The following is a 21,609-nucleotide window of genomic DNA, read 5'->3' as shown; positions in this document are numbered from 1 at the left end:
AAGGGGAAGATTATTTGGATGGGGAGCCTAGCCGCCGACCTTCGCCACGAACTCGCGGCACACGGTCTCGGGGTCGCTCTTCCCGAAAATCGCGGAGCCCACTACGAACACGTTCGCACCCGCTTCCTTGCAGGCGAGAATGTTGTCGAGTTTTACGCCGCCGTCAATCTGGATATCGAGTTCCGGCTTCATGGCGCGCAGTTCGCGGATCTTGTCGAGGCAGTACGGGATAAGGCTCTGGCCGCCAAAGCCGGGGTTCACCGACATGATGAGCACCATGTCCACGATGTCGAGCACGTACTTTATGCTTTCTAGCGGGGTCGCCGGGTTGATAGCCACCGCGGGCTTCACGCCGAGTTCCCTAATCTGGTGCAGCAGGCGGTCGAGGTGGTTTGTGGTTTCGGCGTGCACGCTGATGATGCTTGCACCCGCCTTCGCAAATTCGCCCACGTAGTTCTCGGGATCCTCGATCATCAGGTGGCAATCGAGCGGGAGCTTGGTGCCCTTGCCCACGCAGGCCGAAATTCCCGGGCCGAAACTGATGTTCGGCACGAAGTGCCCGTCCATGATGTCGAGGTGCACGAGGCCTGCGCCGCCGTTTTCGATGGCCTTGAGGCCGTTACCGAGTTCGAGGAAGTTAGCGTTCAGCACGCTGGGGGCGATAATTTGCTTCAACATGCGATGAAAAATAGCAAAAAAAGGCGACAGGGCGCAAGATGGGCGGTTATTTTAGACCTAGCCACGAAACTTATTTTTTACTAACTTTGAGCCCGTACTTAACATTAGGAGATAAAATCATGGCTAAGACTACTGCAAACAAGGTCGCAAAGGCCCCTGCAAAGAAGGCCGCCGCCAAGCCGGCTGCCGAAAAGAAGGCTTGCGCTAAGGCTTGTGCAAAGCCCGCTGCCAAGAAGGCTGCCCCGAAGGCTGCTGCCAAGCCGGCCGCCGAAAAGAAGGCCGCTCCGAAGGCCGCCGCCGCGAAGAAGGTCGCCGTCGAATTCGTCGCCGACTGCCCGCTCGCAACGACCGTTTCCGTCGCTGGTTCCTTCAACAACTGGGTTGTCGACAAGGACATGCTCAAGAAGGACAAGAAGACTGGCCTCTGGACTGCGAAGATTTCCCTCGCCGCTGGCGACTACGAATACAAGTTCGTGTGCGACGGCAAGAACTGGGACGCAGGCGACAACAAGATCAAGCACGTCTAATCGCGCGTTTTTGCTCGTTTATCGGAAGGCTCCGGGTTACCGGGGCCTTTTTTTTGCAAATAACATATATTCATGGTATATGAAAAAGCTTATCGCCATATTGTTCCTGGCGCTTTGTTCGCCCCTCCTTGCTGTGCCGGGCGAACCTGCTGCACCCCCCCACTGCGGATAACGTAACCATTGCGGATAGCGTGGTTATTGACAGCGTCGTGTACTATGACTCGCTGGCGGCACGTCTGCAGTTTGAAGGGGACTCGCTGATGGACGAGGCTACGTCGAGTATCGGTTTTGGCTTGCTGATGGGTGTTGTGGGCGGTGTTGGCACCATATGGTCTACTGGGCATAGCGGCTCGCTGGAGGGCGGCGGTGTCGCCGTGGTCATTGTCGGGATTCCGAGCGCTATCCTTTTGATAGGTGGCGTGCTGGGAATTGCTGAAGGTATCGGTCTCGGCGTCAAAAGCGACATGAGGATCAGGAAGGCGGAGGAGTATCGCAATACGGCGGGGCGGTATCGAACAAAGCCGCAGCATGTCAAGGTGGATTTTGTCCCGCTCGTCGATCCTTTCAATAAGTCGGTGGGTGCAAGACTGGCGATGAGCCTGTAGAACTTGTGAGGAATGTGCCGGGCCAATCGCTCGGGAATGTGCTGGGCAAATCGCTCGTCATTTTTCATTTTGTGTAAAGCTTGCAGCGGAGCCAGCCCGAGGGCTGCGGCTTTAGGCAATCATTCCCTCGACTAACATTCCACATTACGCACTACACATTTTCTAAATTTGTCCCCATGGCAAATTATTCTATCCCCCAAGAAGTTTTCGTGAAGGCTGCCGAACAGTACGGCACCCCCCTCTGGCTCTATGACCGCGCCACCATCGAGAAGCGCGTGAAGGAAGTCCAGGTTTTCGACACCGTGCGCTTTGCCCAGAAGGCATGCCCGAACCTCTCCATCGTGGCGCTTGTGCGCAAGCTCGGCGGCGTAGTGGATGCCGTCTCTGCAGGCGAAATCGTCCGCGCGTTGAAGGCGGGCTTCAAGGGCGGAGTCCAGAAAGGCAAGGCCCCCGAGATTGTTTACACCGCAGACATCTTCGACCGCGACGCGCTTGAACTCGTGAAGAAGTACGACATCGCGGTGAACGTGGGTTCGCCCGACATGATCCAGCAACTCGCCGATTTCGGCGTGAAGTCGGAACTTACGCTCCGCGTGAATCCGGGTTTCGGTCACGGGCATTCAAGCAAGGTGAATACCGGTGGCCCGCTCAGCAAGCACGGCGTGTGGCACGAGCAGATCAAGGACTGCGTCAAGCTCGCGCAGGCAAACGGGATGTGGATTACCGGGCTCCACATGCACATCGGTTCCGGCTCCGACTTCGAACACCTCTCGCAGGTTTGCGACGCGATGGTGGACGCTAGCCGCCGCCTGGGCTCTCACCTCCGCACCATCAGTGCAGGGGGCGGCCTCCCGATTCCGTACCACGAAGAAGACAAGGGCAACCGCATCGACATGCAGGCCTACTACGACCTGTGGGACAAGGCCCGCAAGAACATCCAGCAGAGCATCGGCCACGAGGTTCACCTGGAAGTCGAACCCGGTCGCTACCTGGTGGCCGAGAGCGGTTACCTGATGGCCGAAATCCGCGCCGTCAAGAAGCAGGGCGACAACCTGTTCTACCTGCTGGACGCGGGCTTTACCGATCTCGTTCGCCCGAGTTTCTACGGCAGCTATCACGGCATTTCCATCATCGCCCGCGACGGTCGCGAGATGAACGAGATGGTCGACGCCGTCGTGGCTGGTCCGCTCTGCGAATCCGGTGACGTGTTCACGCAGGAAGAAGGCGGCTTCGTGGTAACGCGCAAGCTCCCGAAGGCAAAGGTCGGCGACTTGCTGATTCTCCATGATGCTGGTGCCTACGGTGCCGCCATGAGCAGCAACTACAACAGCCGCCGCTACGCCGCCGAAACCATGTACACGAACGGCGAGTTGAAGGTCATTCGCGAGCGTCAGACGTTTGAGCAGCTCCTCCAGAACGACCGCGTGATTGAGCTATAGTTCTGTAAATTTTCTAAATAAATTTTCTTATAAAAAAAGCGGAATTCTCCGCTTTTCTTTTATTTTAGGCTATTTTGTATCATAAAAAAGTAAATTTTTGTGATATTGCTGAAATTTAGTTGTTTTTTGGCGATTCTGTATCTATTATCACGCCGCTTTTCGCCGCAAGCGTATATATTCCTAGTATATGGATTCCGTAATCACATACCAGGACTATCATGCCTTCATGCGTGACTGGTTCAGCGACAAAAAAACGCACACCGCGATGACGTGGCGCGAGTTCTCGAAACTTGCGGGTTTCCGCTCGCCGGTTTACCTGAAGCTGGTATGTGAAGGGAAGTCGGGACTCCGCGGACCCGGAATCTTGCGTGTTGCGCACGCCATGGGGCTGGACGGTTTCGAACTTGCGTATTTCAGGTCGCTTGTGGCGTTCAACCAGGCGAGGCGAGAAACTATAAGGCAGAAGCATTTCGACGAGATGCAAGCGCTTTCGAAGGCGCATCGCGTCAACGTGCTCGGTCAGAAATCCATGGGTTATTTCGAGTCGTGGCTGAACCCCGTGCTCAGGGAGCTGGTGCCCCACATGCCCGGCAAAAAACCGAAGCAGGTGGCGGTACAGTGCATGCCGAAAATCACCGCGAAGCAGGTGTCTGCGACTATAGAGTACCTGACGGCTATGGGGCTCCTGAAAAAGGCCGGCAAGAATAAGTTTAAACAAACTAACAAGACGATTTCTACGGGCAAGATGGATTTTGTGCCCCTCGCGGTACAGCAGATGCACCTGCAGATGGGTGCCTTCGCGCTTGACGCCATCAAGAACGTGCCGCTTTCCGAGCGCTCCGTTTCGGGCCTTACGCTAGGGCTCACGCAGAAGTCGTTCCAGAAGATAGTGAAAGAACTTGCGGATTTTAGAAGGCGTATTATCGCCATCGCTACCGAAGACGACGACATGGAACGCGTCTATCGACTGAACTTGCAACTTTTCCCGCTCACATGGAGCGTGAAGCCGAAGAAGGATTAAACTTTATGAAGAAGTTTTTGGAAATAGCCAGTTACACTGCCCTTGCGTTTACCGCGTTCGGATTGTGCGCATGCTCCTCCGACGATAAAGACAAGCATACGGGCGGTGCTACCGAAGAGACGCAGATTGCCATCGAGGACAAGACCATTGCGGGCGTGTCCGAGAAGGGGCCTTTCGTGAAGGGTTCTGCGGTAAGGCTCTACGAACTGAACGTGGATAACTTGGGGCAGACCGGTCGTGCCTTTACGGGAAAGATTGCGAGCGATCGCGGTGACTTCCGCTTCACGCATCTCAATCTGGAATCGCAGTATGTGTTGCTGGAGGCAAACGGTTTCTACCGCAACGAGGTGAGCGGCAAGAATTCAGTGGCATCCATCTCGCTCAATGCGCTGGTGGACGTATCCGACAGGGAGACGGCGAACATCAACCTGCTCACGCACCTTGCTTACGAACGCATGCAGCACTTGGTAGATGACGGTTCCTCCGTGGCCGAGGCGAAAAAGCAGGCGGAACAGGAAATCCTCAAGGCGTTCCGTGTCGCGGATGAATCCATCGAGGGGTTCGAGGGCCTGTCCATATTCGAGTCCGGCAAGGGAAACGCGGCCTTGCTCGCCATCAGCATCCTCATGCAGGGAGACCTCTCCGAGGCCGGGTTCTCGGAGAGACTTGCGGATTTCGCATACGACATCGAGGATGACGGCGTGTGGGACGATAGCGTGACTGCGACGAAGGTTGCGGACTGGGCAAGCGCACGAAGCGAAGGGGATTACTATGCCTCTATCCGCAAGAACATGGAGGACTGGGAACTCTCCGATACGATTCCGGAATTCGAGAAGTCGGTTGACAAGTTCTGGTGGGAAAACTACGGACTCGGCGACTGCGACAAGAAGACGGAAGGCGAATTGAGGGATAACAAGAACAGCCTGAGCGAACTTGCGCATGCGACATTCAGGTGCAAGGATGGCCGCTGGCTCAAGAAAATCTATGATGACTGGAAAGCCTATACGGACTCGGTGGACAGAGGTGTCTCCACTATTTCGTATAGGAACGCTGGCGATACCATCAAGGCGTCGTTTGATATCGGGAAAAAGATAGGTTACGACTATGCGGGTTTGGGCTATTGGCTGAACGAGCGCGGCGAACCGGAGGACTATTCTGATTGCGAAGTCATAAAATACTCCTACAAGGGGAACGGTCACAAGTTTGTTGCGGGATCGCCCTTGGGTGGCGAAGATGGCGACTACTACATATATATTACGGACAGTGATGAGTGGAAAACTGTCTATATTCCCTGGGATTACTTGCAATATGAATGTTGGGGCCGTGTTTGCGGCGAAGAAACTATCGAAGGGGTCAACGGGCAGGTGACGAACTTTACCTGGCATTTCGAGAAAACGGGTTCGATTGAGATTACGGGTATCGGCTGCATAGATAGAAAGGGATACCTTGAAGCTGAAAAGCTCGAGGAGCCTTGTGAATCAGGCGAGATGAAAATAGCTGCCGCTAGCGAGAGGATGGTTCTTTGCACGGATAAGGTGTGGAAACCGGCCAGGTGTGGCGATGAAGGGACAGAAGGCAAGATTCTGGGAAATCAGATATGCCTTGGTTCCAGTTGGTACGAGAAGGACTGCGACAAGTATTTGGAAAGTGCTGGAGACCTGCCTGCGGGTTATTGCTGCACTGAAGGCAAATGGACCAACGCGACCCTTGCAGAAGATGAAAAGGGCTTTATCTGCCCGGAAAAATAATCAGGTAAAGATTGGGTGTAATCATGTCGAATACTTTTGTAGCACAGTTAGATGGCGCGGATTTCATGTTTTCTAAGAACGAGAACATGAAAGAGGGATTATTCAAGCAATATGAACGAGTCATTGTAAGAAGCATCATTACGTCTTTCGGCCTGGATTTTCTGGTTTCCGATAGAAATGGAGGAGATGTCGATACCGTACACAATATCCGCAGCAACCCTAATGATTACAAGAGCGAAAGAAATCGACAGAACTACCAGAATCGAGGCGAATACAACTCCTATGAATATCATGGGGATTCCCAGTACATAGAGACGAACAGGTTTTACAGCAGGCAGAAGAAAGCCGGAACGCTCAATGATTCCTATACTGGGAAGAAGATTACTCCCAATGAAAAAATGGATTTGGACCATGTCGTTTCTGCAAAAGAAATTCATGATGATCCTGGTCGAGTATTGTCGGGGCTGTCTGGGGTGGAGTTGGCGAATAGTCCAGAAAACCTGAAGCCCACTAATCCGCATACCAACCGGCAGAAGAAAGCCGAATCAATGGATAGCTACCTTGAGAAGCATGGAGATGAATATTCTGAAAGTGAAAAGTCGAGAATGCGGGAGGCCGATAAAAAGGCGAGGGCGTCTCAAGAAGCCAGGATTAACATGACGTACTATACCAGTCCCGCATTTTGGCAGGATTCTGCGATTGCTGCCGGAAAAGTAGGCGTCAAGATGGGATTAAGGCAAGCGCTAGGCTTTGTTTTTGTAGAAATATGGTTTGCTATAAAGGAAGAGTTCGAAAAAGTTGATTCTGTCCTGAATATGGATGCCGGGGAATTTTTCAATGCATTGGGCACCGCCGTAAAAAGGGGTATTGAAAACTGCAAGAAAAAATACAGGCAACTGTTGGAATCTTTTAAGGAAGGAGCCTTGGCCGGTATTTTGTCTAGTCTGACAACGACCTTGTGCAACATATTCTTCACTACGGGGAAAAATATAGTCTGCATTATTCGACAGGCATGGACGTCGATAGTCGAAGCGTTGAAGATATTGTTTATCAATCCGGACCAGTTGCCATTCGGGGACCGCATGCTGGCCTTTACCAAGGTTATTGCGACAGGTGCGAGCGTTGTCATTGGCGTGTTGGTCAACGAGGTGGTTTCTTCGACGGCGTTGGGCCAGGTACCTGTTGTTGGCGAGGTCGTTTCCGTTTTTTGCGGAGCTTTTGTAACCGGCATCATGAGCTGTACCCTGCTCTATATTCTGGATACGAATCCGCTGGTGAAAAAGCTTGTTGCCATGCTGAATTCTTTTAAATCTTCATATGACATTTATATGGAAAAATTAAAAGAAGAGGTCGCATGTCTGGAACAGTATGCTGCCGAGTTGATGCAGATAGATATCGAGTCCTTCAAAAAGGAAGTCAAGGCGTTTTCCTCTGTTTGTGAAGAAATTGGCTCTGCAACGGATGAATTTTCCCTGAATGCAATCTTGGAGAGGGCATACGAAAAAATGGGTTTCCAGAAGCCTTGGGAAAAGGCGGGATTTGATTCACTGGATGACTTTATGGCTGATGAGAATGCCGAATTAGTCTTTTGTTAAATACATCAATATAAAAAGGAGGCTATTATGCCAATACCACTGATTTTTGGAATAGGTGCTGCTGCCGCAGCTGCGCTCGGCGTCGGGGCTGGTGTCAAGGGCGGAATGAAAATGAAGGAAGCCAATGACTCCATAAAGGCGTCCGAGGCAAGAAACAAACAAAATATTGAACAAATGGAAAAACGTCAGGGACCGGCGCAGCAGGCGCTGGAATCCTTGGGACGTTCCGAGAAGGAGATTGAAAAAAGTTTTGGTGAATTTGCGAATGTCTTTGAAAAGATTAAAAATAGGCCCAAGTTTAGTGAAATAGAAAATGAAAATTTCAAGTGCCCTGAATGCGATCTAGCCAAGCTGAAGGACACATCCGTTGCTGCAGAGGCTTTTATAGGAAGTGCCGGAAGTGTTGGGGCCGGTGTCGCGGGTGGTGCGGCTGCTTCTTCCGGTTTATTCGCTCTTGTTGCCGCTGCAGGGACAACGACAGGTGGCACTGCTATTGCCGGACTTTCTGGAGCTGCTGCGACAAATGCTACATTGGCATGGATTGGTGGCGGCAGCTTGGCTGCGGGTGGTGGAGGAATGGCCCTAGGTTCTGCACTCCTGACGGGTGCAACGGCGGGAGTGGGCCTCCTGGCTGCAGGAATCATATTCAATGTGACTGGTTCCAAGCTTGAGGACAAGGCTGCAAATATCAGAAGGCAGGTGGATAAGGCCGAAGAGCAGATAAATAAAATCATCTATTTCCTGGAAGATTTAAAGAAGGCCGCACTGGAGTATGATGCAATATTGCTCCAGGTGGATTCCCGCTACAAGGATCATCTGACACGCCTGAGGACTGTCGTTATTGATAACGGGAAAGATGATTATATGCAATTCTCGGCTGCGGAAAAATTGCTGCTGAAAAATACGGTTCTGCTGGTTGGGCTCTTGTACGAGATGTGCAAGGTCAAGTTGGTGAATCAGGCTGATTCCGAGGAAGAAGTAGGGACGGTCAATAATTCAGAAATATGGGAGAAGAGAAAAAAGGCTAATGAATTCCTAAGCACGCTCAATTAAGATATAATGCCGTTCAAATGTGACTGTTGCGGTTGCTGCTGCCGCTCCCTGAAAAAAGTCCCCGCCTTGGCGGACTTTGACAGGGGCGATGGCGTCTGCGTGCATCTGCAGGATGACAATCTCTGCGCCATATATGACCATCGTCCCGAAATCTGCAATGTGGAGTTGATGTACGAGAAATTCTTTTCTTCGGTCTATACGAAGGAGGAGTTTTTTTGTCTGAACGAGAAACTGTGCGAAACGATAAAGAGCTGGTTTTAAAAGCTTTCGGGCTATTTAATAGACTTTTTATAATAAGTCCGTAAAAATTGACAAAAACAGGGGCCCGGAAGGGCACGATTGCCGTTTTTGGACGAATTTCGCAATGTTTTCTGCAAAAATATGTGATTTTCATCACGTCTTAATCTTCGCCGTTTTTGGCACGCATGCCAACTTCCGTGCCGGCTTGGACCGCCCCCATTTAACTATATTTGGCGCACTATGGCACTTTGCTTAGAAACAGAACAACTGGAAACCGTCCAGCGCATCCTCTCCCTCCACTTCGAGGGGCTGGAAGTCTGGGCATACGGCCCCCGCCTCACGGGGGTTGACTTGACTCCCGAAACGGAACTCGACCTCGCGGTTATCGCCGAGAGGCCCCTTTCCTTCGAGGCCATGACTGCCGTGGAGAAGGCGTTCGCCGAAAGCGGGCTCCCCTTCCGGGTCGATGTCATCGACTGGGTCAAGCTTCCGGAATCCATGCAGAAACAGATCAAGAAAGAGCACGACGTGGTTCAGGCTGCCGCCGAGGACTAGCGCGGTAAGGTTACGATGAATCGTCTAATTCCATTTTTCCTGGTGGCATCCCTCTGTGCGTCGGCTTTCGCGCAGGGCGAAGTCGCGAAGGCCAAGGCGCTTGTCGGCGAGGGCAAGTGCGCCGAAGCCGTTCCTCTCCTCCAGAAAGTTTCGAAGTCCAGCTTCCGCAAGCACGAGGGCGCCCAGGCGTCCGTCATCCTCACGGAATGCTACCTGCGCGAACACAAGCGCCCCGAAGCCCTCAATCTCGCGTCGAGGTTCCTCGAATACCACGTGTCCTCGGAATACCGCGAGCGCATGGAACTCGCCCGTGCTATCGTGCTTATCGAGCAGGGCTCCGTCTACGACGGTGTCGAGGCCATGCTCCGTATCCTCGCCTATTCCAAGAATCCGGCCGCCCGTAGCCACACCAAGGATGTCGCTATCCAGACGCTTGCGGCAAGCCTCCTGAACGCCGACCAGCTGCAGGCGCTCCTCGAAAAGTATCCGGTGGACAAGGACGTGGTGGGCTGGATGCAGCTCCAGATTGGCCGCGAGTGCCAGAACGCGAAGCGCTACCGTGCCGCCCGCTACTGGTACAAGAAGGTCGTGAACGGCGGTGTTGCCGAGAACCTCAGCTCTACGGCTCAGCAGGGTCTCGAGTCGCTGGACGGTCTCGGTGCCGGCCAGCCCACGGTGCTCGTGCTCGCCCCGCTTTCGGGTGACTTTGCGGAATTCGGTGCCGCCGCCGTGCAGGGCGTCTACCTTGCCCACGAGCAGGCCGGCCTCCAGGGGAAGGTCCGCATCCGGATCGCCGATACCCATGCCGATGCGGGCATCGCGCTCATGCGCACGCAGCAGGCCGTGAACCAGGACAGCATTGTCGCCGTCATCGGCCCCATCATGAGCGCCCCGGCGGCGACTGTCGCCGCATGGCTCGGCAGCAACTTCCAGAATATCCCGATGCTTACCCCGACGGCTACCGACGACGGCATCGCGAAGATGGGTCCGAACATCTTCCAGGTGAACGTCACCATGGACAACCTCGCCCAGAAGATTGCCGACTTCGCGACCAAGTGCCTCGACATCCGCGAGTTTGCCGTCCTGAGCCCGCTGGGCGATTACGGGTCGGCCATGTCCCAGAGCTTTACCCGCGCGGTCGAACGCCGTGGCGGAAGCGTCGTCGCCTTCGGCAGCTACGAGGAAGGGCGCCCTGATTACGCGACCGAGTTCAAGCTTCTGCGCGATGTCCGCTACAAGCAGGAAAACCGCCGCAGGAATATCGCGAGAGGCGCCTCCGACCTCGATGCCGTGAATGCGAACGAGCGTCGCAGGTACCTGGCCGATTCGACGATGAGTATTCCCGGCGTGTTCATCCCGTCGACAAACCCTGGCGATGCGGGCCTCATGGTGGGCCAGGTGGCCTACAACAAGATCAAGGGGACCATGCTCGGGACGTCCGGCTGGTATGGCCGGGAGCTCCTGATCCAGGGCAAGCATCTCGTGGACAGCACCTACTTCAGCGTGCCGGGGCTTGACCTTTCGAGCAACAAGGAAGCCTACGACAAGTTTGCCAAGGCGTTCGAGGAAAAGTGGGGCACCGCCCCTGCCGAGGACAAGGTGAGCGGACTCAGCTACGATGCCGCGAAGATCGTGTTCTCCGGCATTTTGAATAACGTCGAGAGCCTCACCAAGTATATCAATAATGCAGGATCCTTCGAAAGCGTCTATGGCGATATCAAGTTCGTGCGCGGCATGAACACCAACACCAAGGTGGTGACGGTCCGCAAGAGCAAGTTCTACGTGATGAACGGCTGCAACCTTCCCGCAGAGGCGCTCCCTTCCGACAAGAAGGAAGAGAAGAAGGACGACAAGAAGAAATAAATTAACTGCTGACCGCATGCGCTTGCGTATGCGCGAGGCAGACTCGATTGCCGAAGTTTTTTTTTAATTACCCTGCGTCGGCGTATTCGTCGTCGAAATCGAAGTTTGTTCCTGCGATGCTCGCCGCCACGAATTCGGCGGATTCCCCGCTGCGGTAATACGAGTAGAGGCTCGCGTCGTCGATGACGGAGTCGAGGGTGAAGCGGCTGACGGTGCTGAGCTCTTCCCTGATGCGGTCCTTGAAGGTCTGGAAGCCGGTGTGGAAGAGGCGGAAGGAGATGGCGGATGTTTTATGGATGAGTCTCATAATTGCCTCCATTCGATTTCGCAATTATTAATTCACGTTTCGTACCGGTCTCGTCCCCTTGTCCGACAGTTGGTGGCACGAATGTTGAAAGCTTGTGAAATTCCTGTTCTTATTATAGATTTTGATAGCGCCCCCGGACCACTCCCGCCGTTTTAATACGATTATCGTAAGATTCGCCCCGTGGCAGAAACTGCCTGTGAAACCCCATGGCGTAACGGGCTGCTGCCGGAGGTAATCTGTTGAATGTCAATAAATTACACTTTCCGTGGAATCTGCGCATGGCGCGCATTGGGCTCCGGCTCCCGCATATTCCACATTGGAATGCGATTTTTGTATCTTTGGCGTGTTATGTCCTTGCGTCCGTTGCTTGTAGCCGCTTTCCTTGCGGTATCCGCCTTTGCCGATGGCCTCTCACTTTCGCTCCCCGCTCCGCTCATGGAACTTGCGGAGAAGGCGACCGAGCGTTCCATGGCCCTGGATTACGATGGCGCCCTCTCGCTTGCGGGACAGGTGCGCGCGAAGGATGCGGGAGTCGGCTGTGTTCTCGAGAACGTGGTGCTTGTGAGCCGCTACGACGACCTGGGCGATACGCTTTCGCTACAGCGTGCGGGCGCGAACCTCGAGAAATGTTCGTCGTCGGGCCTGTGGGAGGCGCTTCGCAAGTTCGAGATTGGCTACGTGCAGAACGAGACGGGACATTCCGTGAAGGGCGCCATGACGACGCGTTCGGCCGCAAAGCTTTTCGAGGAATCCGCGGAGCTCGAAGCTCGCGCGTTCTACGCCATCTACGCCTACTACGTGGACAAGAGTTTCAGCTGGGTCCCCTTCAAGTCTGACCGCCGCGGCGAATACCTCGCCGTTCTCGATTCCGCGTCGTCATCCTCGAAGCGGTTCTGGCCGTTGTTCCTCACCTCGCTCGTGTGGATGTATTACGACAAGGGCGATTTCAACGCGGGGCTCAAGCTTTCGCTACGCGGGCTTTCCAAGGCGCCGAACCATCCGGTGCTCCTGCAGGTCAAGGCCGACATGCTCTACAAGCTCCGCCGCTACAAGGAAGCCGCCGCCATCTACGAGAAGAGCGCCGCGGATTACAGGTCGCGGACAGGCAAGTCCATCCGCTACTGGTGCGCCGTGATGAACCTCGTACGCATCTATGCCGACCAGGGCGACAGGCAGAAGATGGATGCGTGGCGCAAGGAACTTTCGGATCCGGATTTCGCAAAGTGGCGCGGCTGGATGCCCGCCTCGCTGGTCGACGATCTCGAGTCGCGCGACCTGCTCTAATGTAAAAAATGGCGCGTAAATAACTTTTTACGGCTTGTTTCGGGGGGTATCTCCGTTTTTAGGAATAGAAACCCTAAAAATGGAGAAAATACATGACGCGCAAGAGGCCGTTCCGTCCTTTTTTCTTTGTCGATGGATATACCCTCAAGAAGGTGAACGAGTTCTACAGGTTCTACCATCCTTTCCATTCGCGTATCGATTTCCGTTCGCTCAAGAACTGGGCGCGCCGCGAGGCCGTGCGCCTGTTTTCGCCGCAGGAGAGCTACGCGCTGATGGAATGCCACTATTACCATCCTTACAAGGATCCGGGACGGTGCGCCAAGAGTTACGGGATGCTGTCGTTTATGCGTGAACTCCGGCACGTGGGGTTCCAGGTGCATTTCAACGAGCGCGTGATGGACGGCCTCGGGCCGAACATGGGGCTTTTCAACGACGCCCTTCTCTTTGCGGACTACGGCAGGATGGATGCCGCCGTGCTGCTCAGTACGCAGGGGGAGTTCGCGCAGCTGCCCGATCGCCTGCAGATGAGGGGCATCCCCACGCTGCTCCTGGGCTGGAATTTTTCGTATCCGAAGGATGACCGCATTGTCCGCTGGAAGACGGATTCCGGGCTCATGGAAACGAGCACCTACTACGTGACGATGGACCGGGTGGCGGAACGGAACGCTCCCTATTATGCGGCTCCGGGATGCCTGTTCGGTAGCCGCGTGATTGTGCCATAAAAAAGCCCCGCGGATTGCGGGGCTTTAGTTTGTTTGTAAAATCGTGCTCGGGGGATTAGAGCTTGTCTGCCTGCTTGCGTTCCCAGTCGCTCATGAACGTCCAGGTGAGGCGGAGACCGACAAACCAGGTGTCGCCGCAGTTGTCAGTGTCGTAGGCGTAGTTCGTGAGCCTCTTGCCTTCGACTTCGAGCTCGTTATAGTCGATGTAGCGGTAGCCGCCGTAGATGCCGATGCCGAAGGGGCCGAATTCCAGGCGGAACTCGAGTTCGGCGGCAAGGGAGAGCGCCATGGTGCTGTAGTAGCGGTCGCGCATCTTTACCACGTTGGAACTGGACTGGTCCTTGATGTCGAAGATGGAGGCCATGTGGAAGTTGATGAGGTTGAAGCCGAAGCCGACCGAGGGAATCAGGTTGATGAAGGTGTTCTCGCCGAAGAGCTTCCAGCCGAACATCCAGTCGGCGCCGTAGGTGAACCACTTGACGTCGAACAGGGGCATTTTCGCGCTGTTGCCGCCATCGGAAGTGACGGTATAGGTGTCGGAGGACTTCTCAGAAATCTGGGTCGGCATGAAGTTAATGTTGAACCAGGTGAGGAACTGCTTGTACTGGGCGCCGATGTTCACGTGCAGCCCGATGTACCAGTCGTCGAATTGCGGATACGAGAACGTGCCGGAGAAGTGTTCCGTCGTGGTGGCCGAGTCGTTGGCCTTGAGCTCGTGGCCGTCGTTCCAGAAGGCTGTCGAGTTCACGTATTTCTGGAATGCGTCCAGCATGCCGCGGTAGTCACCGCCGATGGAGATGAATCCACGGATGTGGTCCTTTTCGTAGAAACCGGTTTCGGCATCTGCGAATGCGCTTGTTGAAAATGTAAGGGCGCACAGGAGGGCGACCAAGTAAACTATCTTTGTCTTCATACAAGACTCCTAAAAAGGAAATTCCGAGTTATAAAATACATTATCTTTGGCGAATGTGCAGGGAAAATTTTCATAAGATGTTAAAAATCAACGATTTACGTGCATTTTTTTGCTCGTTCCTGGGGTGCCGGTTGGGCTTCCCCCGTTTTTTTTGCCTCGGACTTCTGGTTTTGAGCGCCGCGCTCGCGGGTTGTGGGACCGGCGAACGTGATGGCGACCGGGGTGCTGTCGAAGGCGATGCCCAGGCGGCATCGGTTCCGCAGCCGAGGCCCCTGCCGCAGGCCTGCGCGGAGGCTCCGGAGTATTTCAACTCGATGAGCCGCCTGTTGCGGATGGGAAGGCTCTGCGGCGTCGACGTGACGGAAATCCGTGCCATTGTCGGCCGCGACACCGTCGTGAAGCGTTTCGTGATGCTCGATTCCGTCGAGGCCGCGGGCGACGGTTCCGACTTGCACAGGCGCCGCTTCCCCGTGGGGTGGACGGACGCGACCGTCTTGCGGCTGCCTATCCGGAAGGTGGTGGCCCTCTCCTCGACGCATATCGGTTACCTTGTCCGCCTTGGCGCTGCCGACCGCATTGTGGCTGTGGGCGAAGGCGACTATGTTGCGGACAGCGCCCTGTATGCCCGCGTGGCTTCCGGTGCGGTGGCCGAGGTCGGGAACGGCCCCTCGATTTCGCTCGAGAAGGTGGTGGCGCTTGAACCCGACCTGGTGATGACTTTTGCTACGGGCGGCAGCAACGACGACTACGAGAGGCTCGGTGCCCTCGGGCTCCCGCTGATGCTCACTTCTGAATGGCAGGAGTCCGATCCGGTGGCCAAGGCGGAATGGATTAACTTGTTCGTCAAGCTCTTTGACCTAGACGACCGCAGCAAATCGGGACTTTCGCTCTTTGGCGATATCCGCGTGGGCTACCTCATGGAGACTTTCGAGATAATGCAGTTCCTGGGACGGATGGGGGATGTCAAGGTATCGCCCGATACGCTTCCCGCATCGAGGAAGAAGGCCGCGAAGGCTCCGGGAGCGAAGCGCTGCGTGCGCGTGCTTGCGGGCATGGCTTACGGCGGCGTGTGGCATGCCCCGGGCGCGGACAGCTACACGGCGCGGCTCATCAGGGACGCGGGCGGCTGCTACCTGTGGGATTCCGAGGCGGGCAGCGAATTGCGCCTCCCGCTCGAGAAGGTGCTTGCCGTCGCGGACAGCGCCGACGTGTGGGTGAACCCCGGGATGTTCTCCTCGCCCAAGGAGATGCTCGCCGCCGAACCCCGGATTAAGAAGATCCGAGCGTTCAGGAACAGGAAGGTGTTCCAGAACGACGCCCGCAGGGGGCCGGGCGGCGGCAACGACTTCTTCGAAAGCGCCCCGACGCGCCCGGTGGAGCTCCTGTGGAACATGGCGAGGTGCTTTTACCCCGACATTCCGGCCCCAAAGAACATAAATTCGGTGGACACCACTTACAAGTGGTATAGAAATATTTATAATTTTTGATTATGATGAAGACTCCTACAGGTATTGGCGGTTGGATTGCTTCCAGCTACGAGGCGCGGGTTCCGTTCTTGCAGCAGGTGCCGCGTGAATGTGCCGACTTTTTACTTTTGAATGCCCAGATTCGCGAATATGACGCTGGCGAAATCATTATCCAGGGCGGCGTGGAAGGACAGTCCTTCTGCGTGATGCAGAGTGGGCGCGCCGAGGTGTGCGGACAGATTCTGCCCGATGGGCACTACAGCGTGCTCGCCTACATCGAGAGCGGCGCATGCTTCGCCGAGATGTCCATCCTCTGCAACGAGCTTACGAGCAATACGATTATCGCGGCCGAGGACGGCTGCACGGTGCTCCACATCCCGAAGGCCGAATTCGTGAAGTTCCTCGACAAGAACCCGAACATCATGGTGTTTTTGTACAAGGTGGTGTGCGACAGCCTCCGCGCGAAGAACAAGGCGTTCGACGAGTTCCAGCGCCTCTCGCTCCTTGCATCGGGCAAGGTGCTCCCGTTTATCGATTTCGCGCAGACCATGGAAAAGAGCCGCATCACGGGTACGGTGATTTGTGAATCCGGACAGGGCAAGGGCTTTGTCGCGTTCCAGGACGGCCGCATCTGCTGTGCCAAGTGCGGCAAACTGGCAGGGCCGGATGCGCTTGAGGAAATCCTTGCGTGGGGCGACGACTCCATGTACAAGCTCGATACGCACCTGATGCCCGAGACGACGAACATCAACCAGATGGCCGATACCACGAGCCTTATCCTGGATGCTCTCAGAAATATTGATGAAAAACAAGGTGCCCGTAAATAGGGCAAAACAAAATGCCCGACTCTAGGGCAAAGGAAAAAAGATGAATTACGCAGACGCAGGAGTTTCTCTGGCCAGGGCCGACGAGGCGATGGTCGGTGTCAAGAAATCCGTACGTACTACATTCAACCAGGGCGTCCTCGGTGACGTCGGCAACTTTGGCGGTCTCTTCACGCTGAACCACCTCGGCATGAAGGACCCGGTTCTCGTGAGTTCCGTCGACGGCGTGGGCACCAAGCTCAAGGTCGATATCGAGATGGGCACGCACGAACTGCCGGGCCAGGACATCGTGAACCACTGCTGCGACGATATCCTCGTGCAGGGTGCACGTCCGCTGTTCTTCTTGGACTACGTGGCTACCGGCCGCCTGGAACCGGGCGTTATGGACAAGCTTGTTGCCGGTATGGCCAAGGCCTGCCGCGAGAACGACCTCGTGCTCATCGGCGGCGAGACTGCCGAAATGCCGGGCTTCTACGGTCCGGGCGACTACGACATCTCCGGCACCATCGTGGGTGTCGTGGAACGCGAGAACATCATTGACGGCAAGAAGATCAAGCCGGGTACCATCATCCTCGGTCTGCCTTCTACCGGTTTGCATACAAACGGCTATTCGCTCGCCCGCAAGGTGCTCTTCGATGTGGCAGGCTACAAGGTCGACACCATGGTCGACGGCATGGACAAGTCCATCGGCGAAGCGCTCGCGATGCCGCACAGGAGTTACTACCCGAGTCTCATCGACCTCTGCAACAAGAAGATTATCCAGGGCCTCGCCCATATCACGGGTTCGGGCTACCAGGGCAACATCCCGCGCATCCTCCCGGACAACGTCGACGTGATTATCGACCGCACCACGTGGGACCCGCCGATGATCTTCAAACTCATCCAGCAGGCCGGCTCTGTGGAGAAGGACGAGATGTACAATACCTTCAACATGGGTATGGGCATGCTCATCTTCATCGACCCGGCAGACAAGGCCGAAGTCGTTGCACACCTCGAAGCCAAGGGCGAGAAGTGGACGCAGATCGGTGAAGTTGTTGCCGGCACCAAGCAGGTGAAGTTCCGCGACTAATCGCGCTTCTGCATCGTCGCTCTCACGATTCTAAATCGTCACCCTCGATATTTTATATCGTCACCCTCGCGAAGGCGAGGGTCTTTTTTTGTGGCGAAAAGTCGCGCAAATGTGTGAGTTGTGACACGTTCGGGCACAGTTTGGGAACATTAATATGTTCCAAATAACTTTTTTTCGTGCATGAGCGGTGCCATAAATATATTTTTAAAGTCAAAAGTGAAAAGGAGACCTATGAAAAAGAAGGTTTTGAACGTTGTGGTGGCGATGGGTGTCGCCGCTGTTTTTTCGGCATGTGGTGACGACCCTGCAGGCCCGGCTCCCGGCCCGACATCTTCGACTTCGAACGACCCGTGTGCAAATGTCACGGTTCTTTCCGATGCATGGCTTTTTAATGCGGACAAGGCTTACTTGATTTATCCGGACGGCAGGGTGACCGATGCTGCCGGGAATGTCGTCGCGCAGTTTGTCGATGGCAATGTCGTTGGCGTTGACGGTGGGCAGATTGCTACGGGTGTCGATGTCGGTGCGCTCCAGGTTTGCCAGGTGCAGCCGGTCGGTTCCAGCGCGGACGCTGTTGACCCGAACTCCAGCACAGGAGCCATTGACCCGAACTCGAGCGACGCCATGCTCCCCGGTTCCAGTGCGGGGATTGTCGATCCGAATTCGAGCGATGCTGTGAATCCCGGTTCTAGCGCGTCCGTGGATCCTGAGTCGAGTGCGGAAGTGGTCCCCGAAAGCTCGAGCAGCGTCAAGAATTCTGGCAACCCCGAAGAGGATATCAAGAACTATCCCGTGCCCACGCTCAAGAACATTCTCGGTAACGGTACCAGCGGCTGGAATACCCGCTACTGGGACGCCTGCAAGCCCCACTGCTCCCAGACCAATATGGGTGGTAAAGAAGGCACGCCAAAAAATGATACCCAGGAAGAATACGCTGCTAGCCACTACACGGCCCGCGTCTGCAACATCAACGACATTGAAATCCCCACGTTCACTTACAGCAAGGGCCTGGAACGTTACTGGATCGGTATCCAGAATACTCCCAACGCCTGTGACGAAGCTCAGCCTGCAACTGGCGGCGGCTTCACTTGTACCGACATGGCTCCTGTAGCCGTGAATGACACCCTGGCATATGCCTTCGTTGCCGGCAGCGATGCGACAACCTCGTGCGGCAAGTGCTTCCACTTGCAGTACGACGGAAGCTTCAAGGATGCAAGCGGAAGCAATGCACCCAAGGCGACCCACAAGGCTCTTAAGGGCAAGCATATCATTGTCATGGCATCCAATATCGGTCACGATGTGAAGCCTGGCCAGTTCGACCTCATGGTACCGGGCGGTGGTCCGGGTATCTTCAATGCTCTTAATCTGATGGTCGATCGTACCGATATTGAATGGGGTGCGCAGTATGGCGGATTCTTGACATACTGCCAGCAGAAAATCGGTTACGACAAGGGGCTCGAGGATTACCAGAGCTGCGTCTCGGATATGTGCAATGCCGCCTTTGGTGATTCCAAGTATCCGAACCTGTTGCGTGGATGCCTCTGGTTCTCCAATTGGTACATGGCTGCTGATAATCCGACTTACCAGTGGGAAGAAGTGGAATGCCCGCAGTACCTGGTCGACAAGTACCAGACTACCATCAGCACTTCCATTGAAACCAATATCCTCTTCCAGTCCGACTGGTCCAAGTACAAGGGCGGAGACTTTATCACTACGGATGCCTGCAGCAAGACCCCGAATGCACAGGGCGAATACTGCAATCCGGAACAGTTGGCTGCTGACAAGGCCAAGACGTACTAGTCCTTCGCTCCGTAAAGAGGTGCTATGAAACGTAAACTGTTCAAGTCGATAGTTGCGGCCGGTGCGGTCGCCATGGTTTGCGCTTGCGGAGACGATCCGTCGTCTCCGGATAATCAGCAGCCCGGCTTCTCGAGCGCGGTAATCGACCCGACATCCAGCGCGGTTGTCGGCCCGAATTCCAGTGGCTCCGTGAATTTCGGCTCGAGCGGTATGGAGAATCCTGGTTCGTCCGCGAATCCGGATAATCCGCTATCGAGCGGTGCGGTTATTCCGGGTTCCAGTGCCGGAGTGGCTCCTGAAGGTTCCAGCAGTTCCGCAAATACGGAACCGGAACTTGACGCGAACGGTTTCCCGACTCTAGAATCTTACGGCCCTCCTCCGGCCGAATACACTAAGGACATCAGCGCTACGGCAAAACGCGGCTGGAATACCCGCTACTGGGACGCCTGCAAGCCGCACTGTTCCTGGCTTAAGGAAAGTTCGAGCGACAAGACTCGTGCCGATACTTCTTCTGACGAGGCGTACCTTGCCGAATTTGCCACTGCGCGCAACTGCAACATTCACGATGTCGAAGTCCCTACCTTTACCGTGGGTAACGTGTCAAAGGCTTGGCGCAGTTACGAAGGCACGCGCAGCGCCTGCGGCGAAGAAAAGGAAAAGGGCGTGTTCACCTGCACCGACATGGCGCCGATTGCCGTGAACGATACTCTTTCCTATGCATACGTGGCGGGCACTGCCGACAGCAAGTGCGGCAAGTGCTATCACTTGCAGTACGACGGCCACTTTAAGGATGAGTTCGAGAATAACCCGCCCAAGGCGACCCATAAGGCGCTCAAGGGAAAACACCTGGTGGTGATGGCCTCCAATATCGGTAACGATGTGGCGGGCGGTGACGCCAAGTTGCCTGCGGGCCAGTTCGACTTGATGGTCCCGGGCGGTGGCGTGGGCGCCTTTGACGCTCTCTCTACCCAGGTGAACAAGGGTGCCGGCTTTAACTGGGGCGCGGGCTTTGGCGGGTTCCTTACGGAATGCCAGAAAAACACGAACTGCGGCACCGAGGGCTCCCTGGAATGTTACCAGACGTGCGTGAAGGACATGTGCGACGCTGCTTTCGCTGACGCCGGCCTCCCGAACCTGTTGCGCGGTTGCCACTGGTTTGCTGACTGGTACATGGCTGCGGACAATCCGACCTACTACATCGAGGAAGTTGAATGCCCGCAGTACTTGATCGACCATTACATGACCCGATACAACACTTCTTTGGAAAACAACTACAGGAAGGTTGAGGACTGGTCCACTTTCAAGAAAGGCGACGTGCTTGACACACTCCATTGCTGGAAGGCGGGCGAGGCTCCCCCGGAAGAGGGCTGGGTAAATCCGAGCGCCGGTTGCGAAATTCCGTAAACCTGAAAAATTCTGGATAAAGTCCCGTGCGTGCGCGGGGCTTTTCTGTATTCTATCCTTGTTTTTTGCTGGATTATCACTAATTGTAAATTAAGTTATTGGCAAATGGATTCTTTGACTTTATATTACGGAACATGAGAGTGTTGAAAGCTGTTGTTTGTGTATTGCTTGCCTTGAGCCTCGTGGGTTGCGCCATGAGCAGGAACCCGAACCCCATGATTCGTTATGGGGTGAATACTGGTGCTGCTTTGGCGGGTCCGGGCCTTGTCGCCTTGTGCGTGGGCGGGGCCGTGGCGGAAGAAACTGGTTCGGATTCAGAATGGGGTGAGCTTGCCTTTTGGGGAATTGCTGCCGCTGCCGGCGGTTTTGTTGTGGGCGCCGTATTGGGCGGGACGGTAGGCTTTTTCAAGTGGATGTTTAACGGGTTTAAAGACGACAATGTTGATTCGGCTTACGACTTGCCAGAAGAAATCATGCCGCCTGCTGAGTGACGTGC

Annotated in this window: 21 protein-coding genes; 18 read left to right on the top strand and 3 right to left on the bottom strand. The window is 55.1% G+C overall.

The genetic code is table 11. The features are described from left to right. Nucleotides 1–27: 27 nt before the first annotated feature. A complete protein-coding gene (gene rpe / locus B2952_RS05265) occupies nt 28–678 on the bottom strand; it encodes a ribulose-phosphate 3-epimerase (RefSeq protein WP_290734009.1) in 651 nt (216 codons plus the stop codon). A gap of 119 nt (nt 679–797) precedes the next feature. Between rpe and B2952_RS05260 the strand changes: the two genes are divergently transcribed. From B2952_RS05260 to B2952_RS05215, 10 genes are all read left to right on the top strand, one after another. After that, entirely contained in the window at nt 798–1,205 is a 408-nt protein-coding gene (locus tag B2952_RS05260) for a glycogen-binding domain-containing protein (RefSeq protein WP_290734007.1), read from the top strand. A 191-nt stretch (nt 1,206–1,396) separates the two neighbouring features. Further along, on the top strand, nt 1,397–1,810 hold the full coding sequence (locus tag B2952_RS05255; RefSeq protein ID WP_290781521.1) for a hypothetical protein: 414 nt from the start codon (nt 1,397–1,399) through the stop codon (nt 1,808–1,810). A gap of 176 nt (nt 1,811–1,986) precedes the next feature. Continuing rightward, nucleotides 1,987–3,249, top strand: coding sequence for a diaminopimelate decarboxylase (gene lysA / locus B2952_RS05250; protein ID WP_290734003.1), 1,263 nt, complete (start codon nt 1,987–1,989; stop codon nt 3,247–3,249). Nucleotides 3,250–3,436: 187 nt separating this feature from the next. After that, a complete protein-coding gene (locus B2952_RS05245; RefSeq protein WP_290734001.1) occupies nt 3,437–4,270 on the top strand; it encodes a TIGR02147 family protein in 834 nt (277 codons plus the stop codon). A gap of 5 nt (nt 4,271–4,275) precedes the next feature. Further along, nucleotides 4,276–6,018 carry a carbohydrate binding domain-containing protein gene (locus tag B2952_RS05240; RefSeq protein WP_290727836.1) on the top strand — a complete coding sequence of 581 codons (1,743 nt, stop codon included), beginning with the start codon at nt 4,276–4,278 and terminating at the stop codon, nt 6,016–6,018. A gap of 23 nt (nt 6,019–6,041) precedes the next feature. Further along, on the top strand, nt 6,042–7,613 hold the full coding sequence (locus tag B2952_RS05235; protein WP_290727838.1) for a hypothetical protein: 1,572 nt from the start codon (nt 6,042–6,044) through the stop codon (nt 7,611–7,613). A 27-nt stretch (nt 7,614–7,640) separates the two neighbouring features. Next, entirely contained in the window at nt 7,641–8,666 is a 1,026-nt protein-coding gene (locus B2952_RS05230; protein WP_290727840.1) for a hypothetical protein, read from the top strand. Nucleotides 8,667–8,672: 6 nt separating this feature from the next. After that, a complete protein-coding gene (locus tag B2952_RS05225; protein WP_290727842.1) occupies nt 8,673–8,927 on the top strand; it encodes a hypothetical protein in 255 nt (84 codons plus the stop codon). A gap of 219 nt (nt 8,928–9,146) precedes the next feature. Then, nucleotides 9,147–9,461, top strand: a complete 315-nt coding sequence (locus B2952_RS05220) for a nucleotidyltransferase domain-containing protein (RefSeq protein WP_173366768.1) — start codon at nt 9,147–9,149, stop codon at nt 9,459–9,461. 15 nt (nt 9,462–9,476) lie between these two features. Next, a complete protein-coding gene (locus B2952_RS05215) occupies nt 9,477–11,324 on the top strand; it encodes a penicillin-binding protein activator (protein WP_290781519.1) in 1,848 nt (615 codons plus the stop codon). 67 nt (nt 11,325–11,391) lie between these two features. Here B2952_RS05215 and B2952_RS05210 read toward each other — a convergent pair whose 3' ends face one another. Then, a complete protein-coding gene (locus B2952_RS05210; protein WP_290722913.1) occupies nt 11,392–11,631 on the bottom strand; it encodes a hypothetical protein in 240 nt (79 codons plus the stop codon). 348 nt (nt 11,632–11,979) lie between these two features. Here B2952_RS05210 and B2952_RS05205 point away from each other — a divergent pair, with 348 nt between their 5' ends. Together B2952_RS05205 and B2952_RS05200 are read left to right on the top strand one after the other, a co-directional pair. Beyond that, nucleotides 11,980–12,915, top strand: coding sequence for a tetratricopeptide repeat protein (locus tag B2952_RS05205; RefSeq protein WP_290722911.1), 936 nt, complete (start codon nt 11,980–11,982; stop codon nt 12,913–12,915). A gap of 92 nt (nt 12,916–13,007) precedes the next feature. Next, nucleotides 13,008–13,637, top strand: a complete 630-nt coding sequence (locus B2952_RS05200; protein ID WP_173366771.1) for an NYN domain-containing protein — start codon at nt 13,008–13,010, stop codon at nt 13,635–13,637. A 55-nt stretch (nt 13,638–13,692) separates the two neighbouring features. Here the strand turns inward: B2952_RS05200 and B2952_RS05195 are convergent, their stop codons facing one another. Then, the gene (locus tag B2952_RS05195; RefSeq protein WP_290733997.1) at nt 13,693–14,550 is read right to left on the bottom strand and encodes a hypothetical protein; all 858 of its coding nucleotides are present in this window, start codon (nt 14,548–14,550) and stop codon (nt 13,693–13,695) included. A gap of 170 nt (nt 14,551–14,720) precedes the next feature. Here B2952_RS05195 and B2952_RS05190 point away from each other — a divergent pair, with 170 nt between their 5' ends. From B2952_RS05190 to B2952_RS05165, 6 genes are all read left to right on the top strand, one after another. Next, the gene (locus tag B2952_RS05190; protein ID WP_290733995.1) at nt 14,721–16,037 is read left to right on the top strand and encodes an ABC transporter substrate-binding protein; all 1,317 of its coding nucleotides are present in this window, start codon (nt 14,721–14,723) and stop codon (nt 16,035–16,037) included. 2 nt (nt 16,038–16,039) lie between these two features. Beyond that, nucleotides 16,040–16,843 carry a cyclic nucleotide-binding domain-containing protein gene (locus B2952_RS05185; protein ID WP_290722903.1) on the top strand — a complete coding sequence of 268 codons (804 nt, stop codon included), beginning with the start codon at nt 16,040–16,042 and terminating at the stop codon, nt 16,841–16,843. 40 nt (nt 16,844–16,883) lie between these two features. Next, nucleotides 16,884–17,909: a phosphoribosylformylglycinamidine cyclo-ligase gene (gene purM / locus B2952_RS05180; RefSeq protein WP_173381712.1), complete on the top strand. Its 1,026-nt coding sequence runs from the start codon at nt 16,884–16,886 to the stop codon at nt 17,907–17,909. A gap of 231 nt (nt 17,910–18,140) precedes the next feature. Then, nucleotides 18,141–19,709 carry a glycosyl hydrolase family 5 gene (locus B2952_RS05175; protein WP_290733993.1) on the top strand — a complete coding sequence of 523 codons (1,569 nt, stop codon included), beginning with the start codon at nt 18,141–18,143 and terminating at the stop codon, nt 19,707–19,709. A 24-nt stretch (nt 19,710–19,733) separates the two neighbouring features. Further along, nucleotides 19,734–21,113: a glycosyl hydrolase family 5 gene (locus B2952_RS05170; protein WP_173381711.1), complete on the top strand. Its 1,380-nt coding sequence runs from the start codon at nt 19,734–19,736 to the stop codon at nt 21,111–21,113. Between the two features lie 134 nt (nt 21,114–21,247). Next, nucleotides 21,248–21,604, top strand: coding sequence for a hypothetical protein (locus B2952_RS05165; RefSeq protein ID WP_173381710.1), 357 nt, complete (start codon nt 21,248–21,250; stop codon nt 21,602–21,604). Nucleotides 21,605–21,609: the final 5 nt, after the last annotated feature.

This window comes from Fibrobacter sp. UBA7003 (genome assembly GCA_002449765.1).
Classification (GTDB): domain Bacteria; phylum Fibrobacterota; class Fibrobacteria; order Fibrobacterales; family Fibrobacteraceae; genus Fibrobacter.
This window is presented reverse-complemented; position numbering and strand designations above follow the sequence as displayed.

Excerpts from the sequence above, each read along its gene's own strand:
- rpe (WP_290734009.1), bottom strand. The coding sequence starts at position 678 with ATGTTGAAGCAAATTATCGCCCCCAGCGTGCTGAACGCTAACTTCCTC.
- B2952_RS05260 (WP_290734007.1), top strand. The coding sequence starts at position 798 with ATGGCTAAGACTACTGCAAACAAGGTCGCAAAGGCCCCTGCAAAGAAG.
- lysA (WP_290734003.1), top strand. The coding sequence starts at position 1,987 with ATGGCAAATTATTCTATCCCCCAAGAAGTTTTCGTGAAGGCTGCCGAA.
- B2952_RS05245 (WP_290734001.1), top strand. The coding sequence starts at position 3,437 with ATGGATTCCGTAATCACATACCAGGACTATCATGCCTTCATGCGTGAC.
- B2952_RS05240 (WP_290727836.1), top strand. The coding sequence starts at position 4,276 with ATGAAGAAGTTTTTGGAAATAGCCAGTTACACTGCCCTTGCGTTTACC.
- B2952_RS05235 (WP_290727838.1), top strand. The coding sequence starts at position 6,042 with ATGTCGAATACTTTTGTAGCACAGTTAGATGGCGCGGATTTCATGTTT.
- B2952_RS05230 (WP_290727840.1), top strand. The coding sequence starts at position 7,641 with ATGCCAATACCACTGATTTTTGGAATAGGTGCTGCTGCCGCAGCTGCG.
- B2952_RS05225 (WP_290727842.1), top strand. The coding sequence starts at position 8,673 with ATGCCGTTCAAATGTGACTGTTGCGGTTGCTGCTGCCGCTCCCTGAAA.
- B2952_RS05220 (WP_173366768.1), top strand. The coding sequence starts at position 9,147 with ATGGCACTTTGCTTAGAAACAGAACAACTGGAAACCGTCCAGCGCATC.
- B2952_RS05215 (WP_290781519.1), top strand. The coding sequence starts at position 9,477 with ATGAATCGTCTAATTCCATTTTTCCTGGTGGCATCCCTCTGTGCGTCG.
- B2952_RS05210 (WP_290722913.1), bottom strand. The coding sequence starts at position 11,631 with ATGAGACTCATCCATAAAACATCCGCCATCTCCTTCCGCCTCTTCCAC.
- B2952_RS05205 (WP_290722911.1), top strand. The coding sequence starts at position 11,980 with ATGTCCTTGCGTCCGTTGCTTGTAGCCGCTTTCCTTGCGGTATCCGCC.
- B2952_RS05200 (WP_173366771.1), top strand. The coding sequence starts at position 13,008 with ATGACGCGCAAGAGGCCGTTCCGTCCTTTTTTCTTTGTCGATGGATAT.
- B2952_RS05195 (WP_290733997.1), bottom strand. The coding sequence starts at position 14,550 with ATGAAGACAAAGATAGTTTACTTGGTCGCCCTCCTGTGCGCCCTTACA.
- B2952_RS05185 (WP_290722903.1), top strand. The coding sequence starts at position 16,040 with ATGATGAAGACTCCTACAGGTATTGGCGGTTGGATTGCTTCCAGCTAC.
- purM (WP_173381712.1), top strand. The coding sequence starts at position 16,884 with ATGAATTACGCAGACGCAGGAGTTTCTCTGGCCAGGGCCGACGAGGCG.
- B2952_RS05175 (WP_290733993.1), top strand. The coding sequence starts at position 18,141 with ATGAAAAAGAAGGTTTTGAACGTTGTGGTGGCGATGGGTGTCGCCGCT.
- B2952_RS05170 (WP_173381711.1), top strand. The coding sequence starts at position 19,734 with ATGAAACGTAAACTGTTCAAGTCGATAGTTGCGGCCGGTGCGGTCGCC.
- B2952_RS05165 (WP_173381710.1), top strand. The coding sequence starts at position 21,248 with ATGAGAGTGTTGAAAGCTGTTGTTTGTGTATTGCTTGCCTTGAGCCTC.